This is a genomic window from Streptomyces sp. NPDC017940, from assembly GCF_044328435.1.
Classification (GTDB): domain Bacteria; phylum Actinomycetota; class Actinomycetes; order Streptomycetales; family Streptomycetaceae; genus Streptomyces.
The window spans coordinates 138587-153774 of sequence record NZ_JBIRHJ010000003.1; the positions used below are offsets into that span (position 1 = coordinate 138587).

Consider the following 15188-nt stretch of genomic DNA (forward strand, 5'->3'; position numbering starts at 1 on the left):
CAGGGAGGAGGACACCATGCCCCGCGCCGCCCTTCGTGTAGATGCCGTCCTGGTGCAAGCCGTCATCGCCGGTGCCTTGTCCTTCGCCCACCTGCACGACCTGGCCGCCGCCGCCGGGCAGGACGGCTGGAAAGCCTGGGCCTACCCGGTCTCCGTCGACCTGCTCCTGGTCGCCGCCTGGCGCCGCCTGCGCGCGAATGGTCCGTCCCGGCTGGCCTGGTGCTGGTTCCTGATCGCTCTGATCGCCTCGCTCGGCGCCAACGTCGCCACCGCCGGCCTGCTCGACCTGAGCAACGTCCCGGCCTGGCTGCGCATCCTCGTCGCCGCCTGGCCCGCCCTGGCGTTCATGGGTGGCACCCTCCTCGTCCACTCACCCGCGGAACGCTCCTCGACCTCGACGGCACCCGCCGTCCCGGAACCGGAGCCCGCGCCAGACGTGGAGTCCGCTCGGGGTCCCGCTGCCGACCCGGCCCCGGCCCCGGCTCCGGTCGACTCCGCCGACGACGCCCCGGCTCTCCCGCCCGCCGACCCGGCCCCGGCACCGCCGCCGGCCGTTCCGGTCCCGGCCGCGCTGGTCAACCACGCCCGCAAGGTCGCCGCCGACCACGAACACCGCACCGGCGCCCGGATCGACACCGACACCCTTCGCGCCCGTCTCGGCGTCCCGCCACACCTGGCCGACGCCATCGCCGCCCAACTCTCCTGAGAGGAGATCACCGTTATGCCTGCCCGTGACTTCTTCCACTCCGTGATGCGGATCGGACCGGTGCAGATCGGCACCCACCGCGACCGCCACGGCCAGACCAAGCACGCCGCCGTGTGCAGCAACGACGGCTGTGGCTGGTCCGCCGACTACACCAGCCAGTCCGCCGCCCAGCTCGCCGCCCGCACCCACCGCTGCAAGGTCCGCTAGGAGGCCCTGATGGACGTCCCGCTCTGGTTCGCCCTGCTGGTCGTCGGAGTCCTCGGCGTCAAGCTCATCCGCCCGCCCTGGTGGCTCATCGGCGTGCTCCTGCTCGGAGGGTTCCTCCTTGCCGACAGCGTCCTCGCCCCGGTCATCGACACCGCCCTCAAGTAACCCACGGAAGGAGGAACGTTCATGTTCCGGCCCAAGCTCCCGACCATGCCCCAGCCCACCGGCATCGTCACCCCGCCCGCCGTCATCGAACCGACCACGATCACCCCCGGCACCCCGACCACGCCGCCGGCCCCGGCCGCCCCGGTTCCGGCCTCGACCCGGCCCACGATCCAACTCACGCCCGGTACCGCGCTCGCCCTCGTCGGCGGCGGCACCGCCGTCGTCCTGGTCGTCGGCGCCGTGCTGGTCTCCATGCTCCTGGCAGTCGCCATCACCGGCGCCTCGGTCGCCGTCTGCGCCGTCGTCCTGCGCTCCCTGCTCGCCTCCGACACCCGGCGCCGCTAACGGCCCCCGGGGCGGCTCTCTCGCCAAAGAACCGCCGCCCCGGGCGCCTTCCCACCTTCCAGACCCAACGGACCCGAAAGGCACCCTCATGATGCCCCAGCACGCCCCGACCGCGCGCATCTGCCGCGACTGCGACGGCTTCCCGACGGTCGCCATCACCACCGGCACCCGCCACACCGACGGAACCCGCGCCACCCTCCGCGTCACCTGCTCGACCTGCAAGGGCACCGGCCACACCACCCCGGCCGCCGCGCTGACCCGGACGGCCGGTGCCCGATGACCGCCACCGGCCGCATCCTCGACCTCTTCGCCGGCCCCGGCGGCTGGTCCGAGGGACTGCGCACCCTCGGCCTGCGAGACATCGGCATCGAGATCGACCCGGCCGTGTGCGCCACCCGCGCGGCTGCCGGACACACCACGATCCGCGCCGACGTTGCCGCCTACCCCACCGCGCCTCTGCGCGGGAAGGTCTCGGGGCTCATCGCCTCCCCGCCGTGCCAGACCTTCAGCGCCGCCGGCCTGCGCGCGGGCAACACCGACCTGCCCCTGTGCCACCAGGTCCTGGATGACCTCACCCGCGGGCACGACACCCGCACCACCGCACGGGCCGCCTGCACCGACCCTCGGTCGCTGCTCGTCGTCGAACCACTGCGCTATGCCCTCGACCTGCGGCCGGACTGGATCGCCCTGGAGGAAGTCCCCGCGGTCCTGCCCCTGTTCGAGCACACCGCTTGGTCCCTCACGGCCGCCGGCTACTCGACCTGGACCGGCGTCCTCAACGCCGCCGACTTCGGCCTCGCTCAGACTCGGCGCCGGGCCTTCCTTATCGCGTCGCGTACGCGTTCGGCGCTACCTCCGGAGCCCACCTACGCCGACGGCGGAACCGCCGCTGACCTCTTCGGCGACGGCCTGCCCATCTGGCGCACGATGGGTGACGTCCTGGGCTGCCCGCCCGGAGAGGTCATCACGCGCGGCAACCACACCACCGGCGGAAGCCGCTTCCCCACCACCGGCCCCTCCTGGGCGCTGACCGGCCGGGCTCGGTCCTGGATGCTCCGCGTCGGCAACCGCCCCTCCGCCACCCGCCGGCGCCTCGACCAGCCCGCACCCACGCTGCTGTTCGCCAAGGCCCTCAATGACGTCTCTTGGATCGACGCGGACGGGCATCCGGTCCGCCGCCTGACCGTTCGGGAAGCCGCCGTTCTCCAGGGCTTCCCCGCGACCTACCCGTGGGCCGGGTCGCGCACCAAGCAGTTCGAGCAGATCGGCAACGCCGTCCCCGCACCCCTCGCCGCCGCAGTGTTGCGCCCCCTTGTCCCCGCCGCGCTGGAGGTGGCCGCGTGAGTGATACCGCCACTCTGGCGGGCCTGGACCCGATCACCCTCGGCGATCTGCTGCGGGTGGCCGGGGCCCCCGGCTTCGACCGCTGGCAAGACCAGATCAAGCGCACCGGCGGCTGCTCCGACCCGATCCACCTGACCGGCTGGACGATCCACAAGGACAAGACCACCGGCGAGACCCTGCACCACTACACCACCGCCGACGAACCCGGCGGACGGATGCGCCTCGCCTGCGGCAACCGCCGGGCCTCCCGCTGCCCCTCCTGCGCCTGGACCTACGCTGGCGACACCTACCACCTGATCCGTGCCGGACTCGCCGGCGACGACCGCCGAGACATCCCCGCCACCGTCCGGGATCACCCGCGGGTCTTCGCCACGCTCACCGCCCCCTCCTTCGGCCCGGTCCACAACCGCCCTGACCGAGGCGCCTGCCGCTGCGGCACCCGCCACACCTCGGACGCTGAGGAGCTGGGCACCGCCCTCTACCCGGCGACGTACGACTACGCGGGCGCCGTGCTGTTCAACAACCACGCCGGGCAGCTCTGGCAGCGCTTTACCAACCGCCTCCGCCGCGAGATCGCCGCCCGCGCCGGCATCACCCAACGGGAGCTGAAGGAGTGCGCCCGGCTGTCGTATGGCAAGGTCGCCGAGTTCCAGAAGCGCGGTGCCGTGCACTTCCACGCCGTGATCCGCATCGACGGACCCAACGGCCCGGACACCCCGCCGCCGTCCTGGGCCACGGTCGATCTCCTCACCGACGCGATCCGAGCCGCCGCCGCACACTCCTACACCTCGGTCTCGGCCCCGGCCGCCGGCGACCAGCCGGCCCGCACCTTCCGGTGGGGCACGCAGCTCGACGTGCGGCCCGTGAAGGCGTTTGGGGACGGCTCCGATATCACCGAACAGGCCGTCGCCTCCTACGTCGCCAAGTACGCCACCAAAGCGGCCGAGAACACCGGCACCCTCGACCGCCGCGTGGGGGAGCTGTCCGAACTCGACCGCCACGACGTACCCGACCACGCCCGCCGCCTCATCGCCGCGTGCAAGACCCTCGATCCGCTCTACCCCGACCGGCGCCTGTGGGCGTGGGCTCACATGCTCGGCTTCCGCGGCCACTTCTCCAGCAAGAGCCGCCGCTACTCGACCACCCTCGGCGTCCTCCGCCAGGCACGCGCCGACTACCGCGCCGCACAGGAACACGACGCCCTCGGCCTCGACGACCGCGAGCCGGACACCGTTCTAGTCCTCACCGACTGGCAGTACGCCGGCCACGGCCACACGCCCGGCGAATCCGTCCTCGCCGCCACCATCGCCCGAGATCTCCAGCTCAACCGCCAAACCGCCCGCGAAGAACTCGCAGCCCTGGAAGGAGCCTGACGTGAAAGACGAGCTGATGACCGTCCCGCAAATCCTTGACGAACTCGGGGGCGTCTCCCGGCGAACGTTCTATCGGTGGCGGGAGCTCGGTCAAGGGCCATCTGCATTCAAGCTGCCCAATGGGGAATTGCGAGTGTGGCGGAGTGACTTCCGGACTTGGCTGCGGCAGCTGGAGACCGCAGCGTGAAATCTCTCGATGTAAAAGTCTGGAGTGTTCGCAAACGGGACACAAAGACGCCATCCTACGGAGTGCGTTGGTCAGTGGCTGGCAACGTGTTCTCGGAGTCCTTCCGTACGAAGGCGCTCGCCGACCACTACCGCACCAAGCTCATGCGTGCGATGCGCGATGGCGAGGAGTTCGACACGGGGACCGGTCTTCCGGCATCGATGGAGGAGACGAAGTCGGCCGTCTCCTGGTACGCCTTCGCGCTGCGGTACCTCGCCATTAAGTGGCCGCATGCCGCCCCCAACACGCGCGACGGCATCAACGAATCGCTCACCAGCGTGACCATGCAACTTCTCGGCGAGCATCCCGGTCGGCCGTCTGACGAGACGATCCGCAGAGCACTCCGCAACTGGGCTTTCGTGCTGCCGGCGCCGAACGACCGCGAAGTCCCGGACGACGTGCGGAACGTTCTTCATTGGGTGTCCAAGGCATCTCGGCCGCTTGCCGATCTTGCCGGACCTGCCACTGCTCGCGCAGTGCTCGACGCACTGAAACTCAAGCTTGACGGAACAGCGGCAGCAGCGGAAACCGTGCGACGCAAGCGCCGGACCCTCGTCAACGCTACGAACTACGCAGTCGACCTGGGGGAGTTGCGGGAGAACCCGATCACGGCCGTTCGCTGGCAGAAACCGAAGGTGTCCAACCAAGTCGATCCGCGGGTGGTCGCCAATCCGGAGCAGGCTCGGAACCTCTTGGCGGCTGTCTCTTACGTCGGTGGGTACCGCCGTGCGCGTGGCCGTCGGCTCGTAGGTCTGTTCGCCGCCATGTACTTCGGTGGGCTCCGGCCGGCTGAAGCGGTCGGCCTCGTCGAGACTGATCTGAACCTCCCCGAACACGGCTGGGGCTCGGCACTGCTCCACCGGACCCGCCCGTCCGCTGGCAAGCAGTGGACCGACTCGGGGGAGACCCACGACGACCGCGGGCTGAAGAACCGGCCCACCGAGGACGTCCGGCGGGTGCCTATCCCGCCACACCTCGTCGCCGTGCTCCGTGAGCACCTGGCCACCTTCGGCACGGCGGGCGACGGTCGGCTGTTCTTCAGTGAGAAGGGCGCGGTCGTCCCGTCCTCGACCTACTACCGCGTCTGGCAGGAGGCCCGGCTCCTCGCGCTTCCGCCGGCCGCCGCGGCCTCACCGCTCGCGAGTCGGCCGTACGACCTTCGGCACTCGGCGCTGTCGACGTGGCTCAACGCGGGCGTCGACCCGACGGAGGTCGCCGAGCGGGCCGGCAACAGTGTTGAGGTCCTGCTCACTCGCTACGCGAAGTGCCTCGACGGGCGACAGGACGTCGCCAACCGGCGCATCGAGGACCTGCTCCGCGAGTACGACTGATACGACCCGACCGTGTCCGAGGCCCCTGGCAGCCTGTCCAGGGGCCTCGCCGTTTTCGACGGCTCACCTGGGACAACGCTTCAAGATCCCGTCCACGCCTCGTCCACAGACCCCGACATACGCCCGCTCAGGGCGGCATACGCCTGCACATACGCGAAGACCCCGCTCTCAGCGTTTCCGCTGGTGACGGGGTCTTTGGGCACCTCATACAGGGTGCCCCCGGCAGGATTCGAACCTGCGCACACGGCTCCGGAGGCCGTTGCTCTATCCCCTGAGCTACGGGGGCGTGTCGGCCGCTGTGGGGCGGCGACGGGTAGAACACTACCAGCTTCGTGGGGGTCCGGATGAACAGGTATTTGTGCGGCGTCCGGGGGTCCGGGCGGGGCCCCCGGACGCGTGCGGGGACGGGGGTTTACGGCTTGCGGGCGACGCCTGCGTAGGCGTCCACCGGGGGTGTGGTGTCCGGGGTGGGCTCGGGGCGCCAGTGGGTGACCTGGACCACTCCGGGGTCGGTGAGGGTGAGGCCGTCGAAGAAGCCGGTGACCTCTTCGACGCTGCGGACGTGGTACGGGATCGCGCCGCTCTCGTTGTACGCCGTAGACGCGGCGATCATGCCCTCGCTCGTGGCCGTGGAGTCGCTTATCACCAGGTAGCTGCCGGACGGCAGGCCCGCGAGGAGGCGGTTCACCAGGTCGCGTGCCTGGGCGTAGTCCCCTACGTGGCCCAGGGTGTTCAGGATCATGAGGGCCACCGGCCGGGTCAGGTCGAGGGTCTCCCCCGCCTTCTCCAGGATGGCCTCCGGCTCGTACATGTTCGCGTCGATGTACGACGTCACACCCTCGGGCGTGCTCGTCAGGAGGGCGCGGGCGTGCGCGAGGACCAGGGGGTCGTTGTCCACGTACACGATCCGGGAATCGGGTGCGACGCGCTGGGCGACCTCGTGGGTGTTGTCGGCGGTCGGCAGGCCCGTACCGATGTCCAGGAACTGGCGGATGCCCTGCTCGCCCGCCAGGTGGCGGACGGCGCGGCCGAGGAAGAGCCGGCTCGTGCGGGCGACGTCCACCAGGCCCGGGAAGATCTCCTGGATCTGGTCGCCGAGCTCCCGGTCCTTCTCGTAGTTGTCCTTGCCGCCCACGAAGTAGTTCCAGAAGCGCGCCGAGTGCGGCTTGCTCGTGTCGATCCGTGCGCGTATCTCGGCGGACGATTCGAGTCTCGGGTCCGTTCCTGACACGGGGGCCTCCTGCGCTGCGTGTACGTGAGCCGTTCGTCCAGATCGAGGCGTCGGTCGATCCGTCCGGCCGCCTCTGCCCGCCCGGCCGCTTCGGCCGGCTTCGGTTGGCTTGATCTGTTCGATCTGGTTGATCAAGGGCAACTTAGCAAGTGCGGGCCCGTTGGGGGAGGTTGCGGGGGTTACGGGTGGGTTTCCGCGCGGCCTACGGGCGTGGTTCCTGCATCGTCGCGCAATGGATGCCGCCCCCTCCTCCCCTCAGGCGGGTCACGTCCAGCTGCACCACCTCCCGGCCCGGGAACGCCGCCGCCGGCGCCCTGCGCGCCCCCTCGTCCGTCCTGCGGTCGCCGAAGCGCGCGGTGATCACCGCGCCGTTCACCACGTGGAAGTCGAGGTACGAGTCGACCAGGTCGGGGTCGGCCGTACGGATGTCCTCGGGGCCCTCGACCTCGATGATCCGCAGGCGGCGGCCCCGCGCGTCCCGGACCCACCGCGTCCACGCCGCCCCCGCCGTCCGTGCGGAACACCGCGCAGGTGTCCCGCATCCCCAGGTCGTCCGTGGGGACGGAGTCGAGCACCGTGACCGTCCGGCCGCACCTCGCCCGCGCCCGCGCCGCCGACCGTTCGTCCGGCGCGCACACGGTCACCGGCTCGTACGCCGCCACCGTCCTGGCGATCAGCGCGATGTCCCGCTGCACGCCCGGGAGGCCACCGCCCCAGATCGCCCGGGACGTCGGCCAGGACATCCAGGTGCGTACGTGGGGGGCCTCGTCCGCCGGGACCACCATCCCGCGCCGCGCCCGGTCCTCCGCGGCGCTCCCCCGGTCCCGGGGCGACGATCCGGCCACGGCGACCAGGCCCCCGCCGAGCCCCGCCACCCGCCACCCCCGCACCGGCCGCCCACAGCACACCCCTGCGGGAGGGGCGCGGGCTCGCCGTGCGGCCTTCCCCGCGATCGGCCTGCGGCTCGTTCACCGGTGCCTCCGAATGGTGTGCGTACGTCCCTCTCTCCCTCCACTGGGCCAGGCCCTGCGCCGTCCCCTGCGCCTCCCGGCGCCACGCCCTGCGCCGTTGTGCGCCGCACCCCCGCACCGTCGCACCCCCGCGCCGTCACGCGCCCGCACCGTCACGCGCCCGCGCCGCCTCGGCCAACACAGCCGTGGGCCTACGCCGACGCCTTCTTCCGCGGCGCCGCCTTCTTCGCCGTCGCCGACTTCTTAGTCGCCGCCCCCTTCGCCGCGGTCTTCTTGGACGCGGTCTTCGCGGTCTTCGCGGTCTTCGCGGACTTCTTCGCCGTCGTCCCGGCGGCCGGCGACCCCGCCCCCGGCTTCTCGGCGGTGCCCTTCGCCGTGCTCCTCTTGGTGGCCGCGGACGTGGACTTCGTCGCCGTGCCGGTGGTCCTCGCGGTTTTCGCGGTTTTCGCGGTCTTCGCGGTCTTCGCGGTCTTCGCGGTCGACTTCTTGCCGCCCACCTGTTTGGGGGCCGTCGGCGCCGACTTGCGGGCCGGGGTCTTCGCGGTGCGGGAGCGGAGGGGCGTCACCTCGGCGTCCCGGCCCCGGCCCGACCCCGCGTCGGGCTTCTCGCCGCGGGCCGCGCGGACGCTGTTCTCCAGGGCGGCCATCAGGTCGATGACCTTGCCGCCGCCCTCCTCCGCCGCGGGCTCGGGCGCGGCGGTCCCGCCGCCCTCGACCTTGGCGGCGATCATCTCCTCCACCGCGGCGCGGTAGTCGTCGTGCAGGGAGTCCAGGTCCACCTCGCCGAGCGTGTCCATCAGGGCGTCCGCCAGGTCGAGTTCCGCGTCGCGCACCTTCACGCCGGTTTCCGGGCCGACGCTGTCGGCGGGGCGGATCTCGTCCGGCCAGAGCAGGCCGTGCAAGGCGATCACGTCGTCGACGACCCGCAGCATGCCGAGCCGTTCGCGCCCGCGCAGCGCGAACCTGGCGACGGCCACCTTCTCGCTGCGCTTGAGCGCCTCACGCAGGAGGGTGTACGGCTTGGCGGCCGGTACTCCGTTGGCGGACAGGTAGTACGAGGTGTCCATCTGGAGCGGGTCGACGGATCCTGCCGGTACGAAGGCGACGATCTCGATGGTCTTCGCGGTCGGGAGCGGCAGTGCGGCCAGGTCGTCGTCCGTGATCGGGACGACCGAGCCGTCCGCGTCCTCGTACCCCTTGCCGATCTCCGACGTCGGCACCTCGTGGTCCTCCAGCTCGCACACCTTGCGGTAACGGATGCGGCCGCCGTCCTCCGTGTGGATCTGGCGGAAGGAGACGGCGTGGTTCTCCGTGGCGTTCATGAGCTTGATCGGGATGTTGACCATGCCGAAGGAGACGGCGCCGTTCCAGATCGACCGCATGGGGAGCACCTTTCGGCGAGTGTCACTGACCGGGTCCGCTACCTTTGTCCAGGTTTCGTGGGATTCTCATCGTATGACGCCCATCACCGAGGTGGAGGGGCGGCGGCTCACGCTCAGCAACCTGGACAAGGTGCTCTACCGGGCGAGCGGGTTCACCAAGGCCGAGGTCCTGCACTACTACGCCACCGCCGCGGAAGCCCTGCTCCCCCATCTGCGTGACCGTCCCGTCTCCTTCCTGCGCTTCCCCGACGGGCCCGAGGGCCAGCAGTTCTTCGCCAAGAACGTGCCGCCGGGTACCCCCGACTGGGTGCGCACGGCCGAGGTGGTCCGGTCGGACGGGACCACCCGGCAGATCCTCGTACAGGACCTGCCGACGCTGATGTGGGCGGCCAACCTGGTCACCGAGTTCCACACGCCGCAGTGGCGCGCGGACGCGGCGGGGCTCGCCGACCGGCTCGTGCTCGACCTCGACCCCGGGCCGCCCGCCGACGTCGTCCAGGCGTGCGAGGCGGCGCTGTGGTTGCGCGAGCGGCTCGCGCAGGACGGCTTCGCGCCCTGCGTCAAGACGTCCGGCAGCAAGGGGCTGCATCTGCTCGTACCGCTGCGGCCCGTCCCGTCCGCCGACGTCACCGCGTACGCGAAGCTGCTCGCCGTGGAGGCGGAGCGGGCGCTGCCGCGGCTCGTGGTGCACCGGATGACGCGGAGCCTGCGGCCGCGGAAGGTCTTCGTCGACTTCAGCCAGAACGCGGCGGCGAAGACCACCGCCACGCCCTACACCCTGCGGGCCAGGGCCGAGCCCACGGTGTCCACACCCGTCTCCTGGGACGAGGTGACGGAGTGCCTCGACCGCCGCGACCCGGACCTGCTGGTCTTCCGCGCGCCGGACATCGCGCCCCGCCTCGAACGGTACGGGGACCTGCTCGCGGCGCTGTTCGACCCGGACCGGGCGAGGGCACTGCCCTCCCCGGCATGACCCGGGGCTCACCCGGCACGGCCATGACCGCCCCCGGTCAGACGCGCTGCCACGTCCTGCGGTCCCGCGCCAGCGCGTGCAGTGCCTCGACGTCCGCGGGCTTGAGTACGCCGCCCGCGCGGGCCAGCGCGTGCAGGTCGTGTTCGCGCAGGACACGGACATCCCGCGGCGGTACGGCGACGTCCACGTCCACCGCCCCCACCGGTACGAGCACCGCCCGCACCTCCGCCGTCAGCGCGAACGACGCCCGCCCGGCGTCCGCCCGCAGGCCCCGTAACAGCGGCACCGGCTGGTTCCGCCCCACGGTCACCATCGGGTCCGCCACCCGCACGCGCTGCCTGCGCACCGGCAGTGTCCGTACGCAGAACAGGCCGCCGGGGCCGATCAGCAGGTGGTGCAGGCGGTCTCCGCCGGGCAGGGCGATCGAGTGCAGGGCGTGCCAGCCGATCGCGTCGAGGCGGTCGAGGGCGTCACCCACGGCCGTCTCCGCCGCGAGTGCCCGCTGCCGCGGGTCGGACCGCAGCTTGCGCGCGGGCGGCGGGTCGCGGTCGATGGCGATGCGCAGGGCCTCCCCGGGGCGGTTCGGCGCGAGGTCGTCGTCCGGGTGGAGGGTGAGGCGGGCCAGCTCCGCGGGAGTGGGCACGGGGGGCGGCCCCACCGTGACGTTCCCCGTCAGGAACGGCGCGAGCACGTCGAGGACGTCCGCCTCACGGTCGGCGTTCAGGAGGTTCACCCGGGCGGCGTCCCGGTCGTACCAGGCCACACTTCTGCCGTCCGTCCGGCAGACGTAGAGCCGCTCGTGTCCGTGCCGCCACGCCGGTACGACGCGCAGTCCGCTCATGCCCCACCACCCCACGTCCCCGTGTCCCCACGGCCCTGTGGCCCTGTGGCCCATGCCCCATCGCCCCTGCCCCACGACCATGGGAGCAGCCCGGACGCCGCTCCGGCAAGAAGCCGGTGCCCGCCCACGGAAGTTGACGCCCATTCGCCCCGCGCTCGCCACCCCGGGCGGGTCCGCGCGCCATGTCGGCACCCGTCCCGTAACAACACCGCCCGCACAGCTATGGCCCTCTGTTACCGAGCTGCCGAGTCACCGCAACGGCGAACGCCTAGCTTCGTGACGGTCACCGTCACCCTCACCGCTCCCCAGCCAAGGAACGCACCGTGAGTCTCCGCCGCCGCACCTCCGCCCTCCGTACCGCCGCCGTCACCGCGCTCGCGGGCGGGGCGCTGCTGCTGCCGGTCGCCGCCGCGTTCGCCGACGACGCCCCGGGGGCCTCCGCGCCCGCCTCCCCGCCCGGTGCGACGCGGACCGTCGTCCCGGTCCGGGGGCCCGGCGCCGAGACCGTCGTGCCCGGGGGCGAGGTGGAGGCGGGCGCGGACGGCGTGGACACCGCCACGAACCCGGCGTTCCTGGTGGCGGGCGGGGCCATGGCGGCCGCGGGCGCCGGGGGCCTCGGGTTCGCCCTGGTCCGCCGGGGCCGCACCGATGCCTGAGCGCGACGGCACCGGATCCGACCGCCACCGCGCTTCCGCACCCGCCCGTGCGGACGGCTCCACGGCGACGCCGAGGGTCCGGAGGGTCGGCGGACCGATCAGGATGGCCAGCGGACCGGCCAGGACGGCCAGCGGACCGGCCAGGACGGCCAGCGGACCGGCCAGGACGGCCAGCGGACCGGCCAGGACGGCCAGCGGGTCGACCAGGACGGCCAGTGGGTCGACGAGGATGGCCAGCGGGTCCACCAAGATGACCGGCGGGTCGACAAGGAAGACTTTCCACCCCATAAGGTGTACGGGGCGACCGACCCGCCTGAGCCGCGCCTCGTGACCCGCGGCAGCCCCAAGACGGTGCCTCGCACGAGGCGCCACGACGATGCCTCGCACGAGGCGCCACGACGATGCCTCGCACGAGGCACCCGCGAGCAGGAGTGCCAGGTGAACCGGAGCCGCGACCGCAGCCGCAGGGGCGGGTCGCGCCGCCGCGGTCCTGTGCGCCGCGGTGCGCCCGTAGCCGCGGCGCTGCTCGCGCTGTCCGCGGCCGCCCTCTCGGGCTGCGGCGACCCCGGGGACCTGCGCGGCGCGGGCACCACACCGACGGCCGTCGGCCCGACGCGGCTGTGGCCCGACCTGCCGCCCGCGTCCTCGCCCGTCGCCGACTACGGCGAGGCCGACACCGAGGTGGTCAAGGGCGTCCGCGTGCCCGGCGGCGATCTGCGCAAGGTCGACCCCCTCGCCGTCGTCAGGGCGGAGGTGGCCGCGAACCCCGACGTCTACAGCGGTCCCGACGCGCTCTACAAGGAAACCGTCAGGGCCCTGAAGGACTGCGGCGACCGGTCCGACGACTGCCCGGTCCTGAAGGCGTACTACCGCGATCTCACCGGCGACGGGAGCGACGACCTCGTCATCGGCATCCGCATGCCCGAGGAGCAGCTCGCCGTACGGGTCTACGCGATGGAGAAGGGGCTCCTCACGCAGATCATGGGCACGTCCGACGCGGTGCTCGGCGTCGAGCTGGCGGGGCGCGCCCTGGTGGTGCGCGCCGTCTCCGGCATCCCCGGGTACGAGTACCGCACGGCCTGGTCCTGGGACCGGCACCAGCGCGCGATGCTGCCCACCCGCGACGAGATCCTGCGCTCGTCGGACGCGCCGCGGCCCAAGGGCGTCCGCAGCCAGGCGCCCGCCCTGACCGACGGCCCGGAACCCGCGCCGGGCCCCGGGGAGACCTCCGGCCCGGGGGTCCAAGGACCGACCGAGAGCCGCAGGCCGACGCCCGGCCCGAGCGGCGACGGCGACAGCGACGACGGCGGCACGGGCGGACGCCCATGACCGCCGGGTCCGGAAGCTCCCGCGCCGACTCCGGGGCCTCCCGCTCCGGGTCCGGAGGCTCACGCCCCGAGTCCGGAAGCTCCCTCCCCGACTCCTCCGGCTCCGGGGCCCCGGGGGCTCACCGCGCCGATCTCGGTGCCGCACACCCCGAGGCCGAAGCCGCCCCGTCGCGGACCCGCGGCTTCCCTCGGCGCCCCACACGTCGTACGCGCCCCACACGCCCCACACGCCCACCCAGGCTCCCGTTCCGCCTGCCCGCCTGGACGGCGACGCTCGCCTGGAAGGCGGCGGTGTTCATTGCCGTGATGTGCTGCGCGCTCGCGGCGCTGCTCGGCGTCCTCGTCCACGTGGCGGTGACCAACCAGACCGTGGGGCAGGCCCGCGACCGCGCCCTGACCCGGCTCGAGGACGCCACCGAGCAGTACGAGGCGGGCGGTCGGCTCGACCCCGGCGCGGGCATCGACCCGCCGGGGCTTCCGGGGCCGCTGCGCGACCTGGCGGTGGGCGGGGAGCGCGGCACGATGGTCGGTGACCACGACGCGCGTCCGACGGTGTGGGCGGCGGGCCCCGCGGACGGTCGGCGCGCCATCGCGGTACAGGTGGACTACGCGCAGGGCGCCCGCACCATCGACGGCCTCGACCGGGCCATCCTCGGCTCGTCCGTGCTCGCGATCGGGGCGACGCTCCTCGTCGGCGCGTTCGCGGTGACGCGGGTGACCAGGCGCCTGCATCTGACGGCCCGGGTCGCGCGCCGCATCAGCGCGGGCGACCTGGACGCGCGCGTGCACGACCCGCGCACCCGGGACGCCGGCCGCCACCAGGACGAGGTGGCCACGGTGTCCGGCGCCCTGGACACGATGGCCTCGTCGCTCCAGGGCAAGCTCCTGAGCGAGCAGCGGTTCACGGCGGACGTGGCGCACGAGCTGCGCACTCCCCTGACCGGGCTGCACGCCGCCGCCGAGCTGCTGCCGCCGGGCCGCCCCACGGAGCTGGTGCGGGACCGGGTCTCGACGCTGCGCACGCTCACCGAGGACCTCCTGGAGATCTCCCGGCTCGACGCGCGCAGCGAGCGCGTGGACCTCGACGCCGTCCGGCTCGCTCCACTGGCCGAGCGGGTGGTGCGCGCCTGCGGGGGCGAGGTGGAACTGCGGATCGTACGGGACCTGGTGGTGGACACGGACGAGCGGCGCCTGGAGCGGGTGCTCGGCAATCTCGTGGGCAACGCGCTGAAGCACGGGGCGCCGCCGGTGGTCCTCACCGTGGACGGGCCCGTGATCACCGTGCGGGACCACGGCCCCGGATTCCCCGCCTATCTGGTCGACCATGGGCCGCAGCGCTTCCGCACGGAGGGGACGAGCAAGGGGCACGGGCTCGGGCTCACCATCGCCCTCGGCCAGGCCGGGGTCCTGGGGGCACGCCTGGTGTTCTCCCACGCGACGTGGGGCACGGGGGCGGTGGCGGTCCTCACCCTTCCGTACGAGGAGTCGGCCGACCTTCCGTACGAGGAGTCGGCCGACGGCGCCGCGGGGCCCGGGGCGGGACCGAGCGGGACCACCTGACCGCCCGTGACCTTTTGCGCACTCAGCGCGTCACTCTTAGTGTGCATTTGCGGCCTTTGGCCAGTAGTTCCCTCCGTCCCCCACCCCTCTCCCAGGAGGCCCCGATGGCCCACCGACCCCGCTCCTCCGTCGCCACCCGCCTCTCCATAGTCCTGGCCGGCGGCGCCCTCGCCGCCGCCACCGTGCTGACCGCCGCGCCCGCCGCCGTCGCCGACGACGCGAACAACAACCCGCCGGTCTACAAGGGGCGGGTCACCGCCAAGAGCGGGCTGCTCCTCCGCGACGCGCCGACCCGGGGCAGCAGGGTCATCCGACACGAGCCGCACGGCAAGATCGTGCACATCTACTGCAAGACGCGCGGCCAGTACGTGCACCACAACGACCGTTGGTACCTCCTCACGGACGGCACCTGGGCGTGGGGCGCCGCGCACTACATCGACAACATCGGGCCCGCACCCCGCTGGTGCTGACCCGTACCGGAGTCGACGCCCCATCAGGACACCGGCGACATAACCGGACATCGGACCCACCGCTTGCTACGTTCCCGGC

General features: G+C 72.8%; 18 protein-coding genes, 1 tRNA gene and 1 pseudogene. 14 read left to right on the forward strand and 6 right to left on the reverse strand.

Features of this window, described 5'->3' with window-relative positions; genetic code table 11:
* The first annotated feature begins 16 nt into the window (after positions 1–16).
* The 9 genes from ACH4DX_RS10730 (at position 17) to ACH4DX_RS10770 (ending at position 5697) form a co-directional block, all read left to right on the forward strand.
* A complete protein-coding gene (locus ACH4DX_RS10730; RefSeq protein ID WP_398154847.1) occupies positions 17–706 on the forward strand; it encodes a DUF2637 domain-containing protein in 690 nt (229 codons plus the stop codon).
* Between the two features lie 15 nt (positions 707–721).
* A complete protein-coding gene (locus tag ACH4DX_RS10735) occupies positions 722–913 on the forward strand; it encodes a mobile element transfer protein (RefSeq protein ID WP_189414978.1) in 192 nt (63 codons plus the stop codon).
* 9 nt (positions 914–922) lie between these two features.
* Positions 923–1078 (forward strand): hypothetical protein, encoded by a 156-nt coding sequence (locus ACH4DX_RS10740; protein ID WP_037835743.1) that lies wholly within the window; start codon positions 923–925, stop codon positions 1076–1078.
* Positions 1079–1099: 21 nt separating this feature from the next.
* A complete protein-coding gene (locus tag ACH4DX_RS10745) occupies positions 1100–1423 on the forward strand; it encodes a SpdD-like protein (RefSeq protein ID WP_398154848.1) in 324 nt (107 codons plus the stop codon).
* Positions 1424–1514: 91 nt separating this feature from the next.
* Complete coding sequence (locus ACH4DX_RS10750; RefSeq protein WP_398155243.1) at positions 1515–1703, forward strand: hypothetical protein; 189 nt, start codon at positions 1515–1517, stop codon at positions 1701–1703.
* On the forward strand, positions 1700–2767 hold the full coding sequence (locus ACH4DX_RS10755; RefSeq protein WP_398154849.1) for a DNA cytosine methyltransferase: 1068 nt from the start codon (positions 1700–1702) through the stop codon (positions 2765–2767). The genes ACH4DX_RS10750 and ACH4DX_RS10755 overlap by 4 nt, the downstream gene beginning before the upstream one ends.
* Complete coding sequence (gene repSA / locus ACH4DX_RS10760; protein WP_398154850.1) at positions 2764–4140, forward strand: replication initiator protein RepSA; 1377 nt, start codon at positions 2764–2766, stop codon at positions 4138–4140. The genes ACH4DX_RS10755 and repSA overlap by 4 nt, the downstream gene beginning before the upstream one ends.
* Positions 4141–4156: 16 nt before the next feature.
* Positions 4157–4327 carry an AlpA family transcriptional regulator gene (locus ACH4DX_RS10765; protein WP_166661819.1) on the forward strand — a complete coding sequence of 57 codons (171 nt, stop codon included), beginning with the start codon at positions 4157–4159 and terminating at the stop codon, positions 4325–4327.
* Positions 4324–5697, forward strand: coding sequence for a tyrosine-type recombinase/integrase (locus ACH4DX_RS10770; RefSeq protein WP_398154851.1), 1374 nt, complete (start codon positions 4324–4326; stop codon positions 5695–5697). The genes ACH4DX_RS10765 and ACH4DX_RS10770 overlap by 4 nt, the downstream gene beginning before the upstream one ends.
* 214 nt (positions 5698–5911) lie before the next feature.
* Here the strand turns inward: ACH4DX_RS10770 and ACH4DX_RS10775 are convergent.
* The 5 genes and pseudogenes from ACH4DX_RS10775 to ACH4DX_RS10795 form a co-directional block, all read right to left on the reverse strand.
* Positions 5912–5983: transfer RNA gene (locus ACH4DX_RS10775), tRNA-Arg, on the reverse strand.
* Positions 5984–6109: 126 nt separating this feature from the next.
* Positions 6110–6928 (reverse strand): SAM-dependent methyltransferase, encoded by an 819-nt coding sequence (locus ACH4DX_RS10780; protein WP_398120578.1) that lies wholly within the window; start codon positions 6926–6928, stop codon positions 6110–6112.
* Positions 6929–7130: 202 nt separating this feature from the next.
* Complete coding sequence (locus tag ACH4DX_RS10785) at positions 7131–7388, reverse strand: agmatine deiminase family protein (RefSeq protein WP_398155244.1); 258 nt, start codon at positions 7386–7388, stop codon at positions 7131–7133.
* A gap of 109 nt (positions 7389–7497) precedes the next feature.
* Positions 7498–7713, reverse strand: a pseudogene (locus ACH4DX_RS10790) (agmatine deiminase family protein); the annotation flags it as partial.
* Between the two features lie 377 nt (positions 7714–8090).
* The gene (locus tag ACH4DX_RS10795) at positions 8091–9281 is read right to left on the reverse strand and encodes a Ku protein (protein ID WP_398154852.1); all 1191 of its coding nucleotides are present in this window, start codon (positions 9279–9281) and stop codon (positions 8091–8093) included.
* Positions 9282–9354: 73 nt separating this feature from the next.
* On the opposite strand from ACH4DX_RS10795, the gene ligD reads away from it, so the two are divergent.
* Complete coding sequence (ligD, locus tag ACH4DX_RS10800; RefSeq protein ID WP_398154853.1) at positions 9355–10254, forward strand: non-homologous end-joining DNA ligase; 900 nt, start codon at positions 9355–9357, stop codon at positions 10252–10254.
* A 37-nt stretch (positions 10255–10291) separates the two neighbouring features.
* Here ligD and ACH4DX_RS10805 read toward each other — a convergent pair whose 3' ends face one another.
* Positions 10292–11095, reverse strand: a complete 804-nt coding sequence (locus ACH4DX_RS10805) for a nuclease-related domain-containing protein (RefSeq protein WP_398120572.1) — start codon at positions 11093–11095, stop codon at positions 10292–10294.
* A gap of 323 nt (positions 11096–11418) precedes the next feature.
* Between ACH4DX_RS10805 and ACH4DX_RS10810 the strand changes: the two genes are divergently transcribed.
* The 4 genes from ACH4DX_RS10810 (at position 11419) to ACH4DX_RS10825 (ending at position 15109) form a co-directional block, all read left to right on the forward strand.
* On the forward strand, positions 11419–11751 hold the full coding sequence (locus ACH4DX_RS10810) for a hypothetical protein (protein WP_398154854.1): 333 nt from the start codon (positions 11419–11421) through the stop codon (positions 11749–11751).
* A 438-nt stretch (positions 11752–12189) separates the two neighbouring features.
* Positions 12190–13080, forward strand: coding sequence for a hypothetical protein (locus ACH4DX_RS10815; RefSeq protein WP_398154855.1), 891 nt, complete (start codon positions 12190–12192; stop codon positions 13078–13080).
* 305 nt (positions 13081–13385) lie between these two features.
* Positions 13386–14639 carry an ATP-binding protein gene (locus ACH4DX_RS10820; RefSeq protein WP_398155245.1) on the forward strand — a complete coding sequence of 418 codons (1254 nt, stop codon included), beginning with the start codon at positions 13386–13388 and terminating at the stop codon, positions 14637–14639.
* Between the two features lie 104 nt (positions 14640–14743).
* The gene (locus tag ACH4DX_RS10825) at positions 14744–15109 is read left to right on the forward strand and encodes an SH3 domain-containing protein (RefSeq protein ID WP_398154856.1); all 366 of its coding nucleotides are present in this window, start codon (positions 14744–14746) and stop codon (positions 15107–15109) included.
* Positions 15110–15188 lie beyond the last annotated feature (79 nt).

What these genes read in the sequence shown, in the direction of transcription:
- ACH4DX_RS10730 (WP_398154847.1), top strand. Translation starts at nt 17, where the DNA reads ATGCCCCGCGCCGCCCTTCGTGTAGATGCCGTCCTGGTGCAAGCCGTC.
- ACH4DX_RS10735 (WP_189414978.1), top strand. Translation starts at nt 722, where the DNA reads ATGCCTGCCCGTGACTTCTTCCACTCCGTGATGCGGATCGGACCGGTG.
- ACH4DX_RS10740 (WP_037835743.1), top strand. Translation starts at nt 923, where the DNA reads ATGGACGTCCCGCTCTGGTTCGCCCTGCTGGTCGTCGGAGTCCTCGGC.
- ACH4DX_RS10745 (WP_398154848.1), top strand. Translation starts at nt 1,100, where the DNA reads ATGTTCCGGCCCAAGCTCCCGACCATGCCCCAGCCCACCGGCATCGTC.
- ACH4DX_RS10750 (WP_398155243.1), top strand. Translation starts at nt 1,515, where the DNA reads ATGCCCCAGCACGCCCCGACCGCGCGCATCTGCCGCGACTGCGACGGC.
- ACH4DX_RS10755 (WP_398154849.1), top strand. Translation starts at nt 1,700, where the DNA reads ATGACCGCCACCGGCCGCATCCTCGACCTCTTCGCCGGCCCCGGCGGC.
- ACH4DX_RS10765 (WP_166661819.1), top strand. Translation starts at nt 4,157, where the DNA reads ATGACCGTCCCGCAAATCCTTGACGAACTCGGGGGCGTCTCCCGGCGA.
- ACH4DX_RS10795 (WP_398154852.1), bottom strand. Translation starts at nt 9,281, where the DNA reads ATGCGGTCGATCTGGAACGGCGCCGTCTCCTTCGGCATGGTCAACATC.
- ligD (WP_398154853.1), top strand. Translation starts at nt 9,355, where the DNA reads ATGACGCCCATCACCGAGGTGGAGGGGCGGCGGCTCACGCTCAGCAAC.
- ACH4DX_RS10805 (WP_398120572.1), bottom strand. Translation starts at nt 11,095, where the DNA reads ATGAGCGGACTGCGCGTCGTACCGGCGTGGCGGCACGGACACGAGCGG.
- ACH4DX_RS10820 (WP_398155245.1), top strand. Translation starts at nt 13,386, where the DNA reads ATGTGCTGCGCGCTCGCGGCGCTGCTCGGCGTCCTCGTCCACGTGGCG.
- ACH4DX_RS10825 (WP_398154856.1), top strand. Translation starts at nt 14,744, where the DNA reads ATGGCCCACCGACCCCGCTCCTCCGTCGCCACCCGCCTCTCCATAGTC.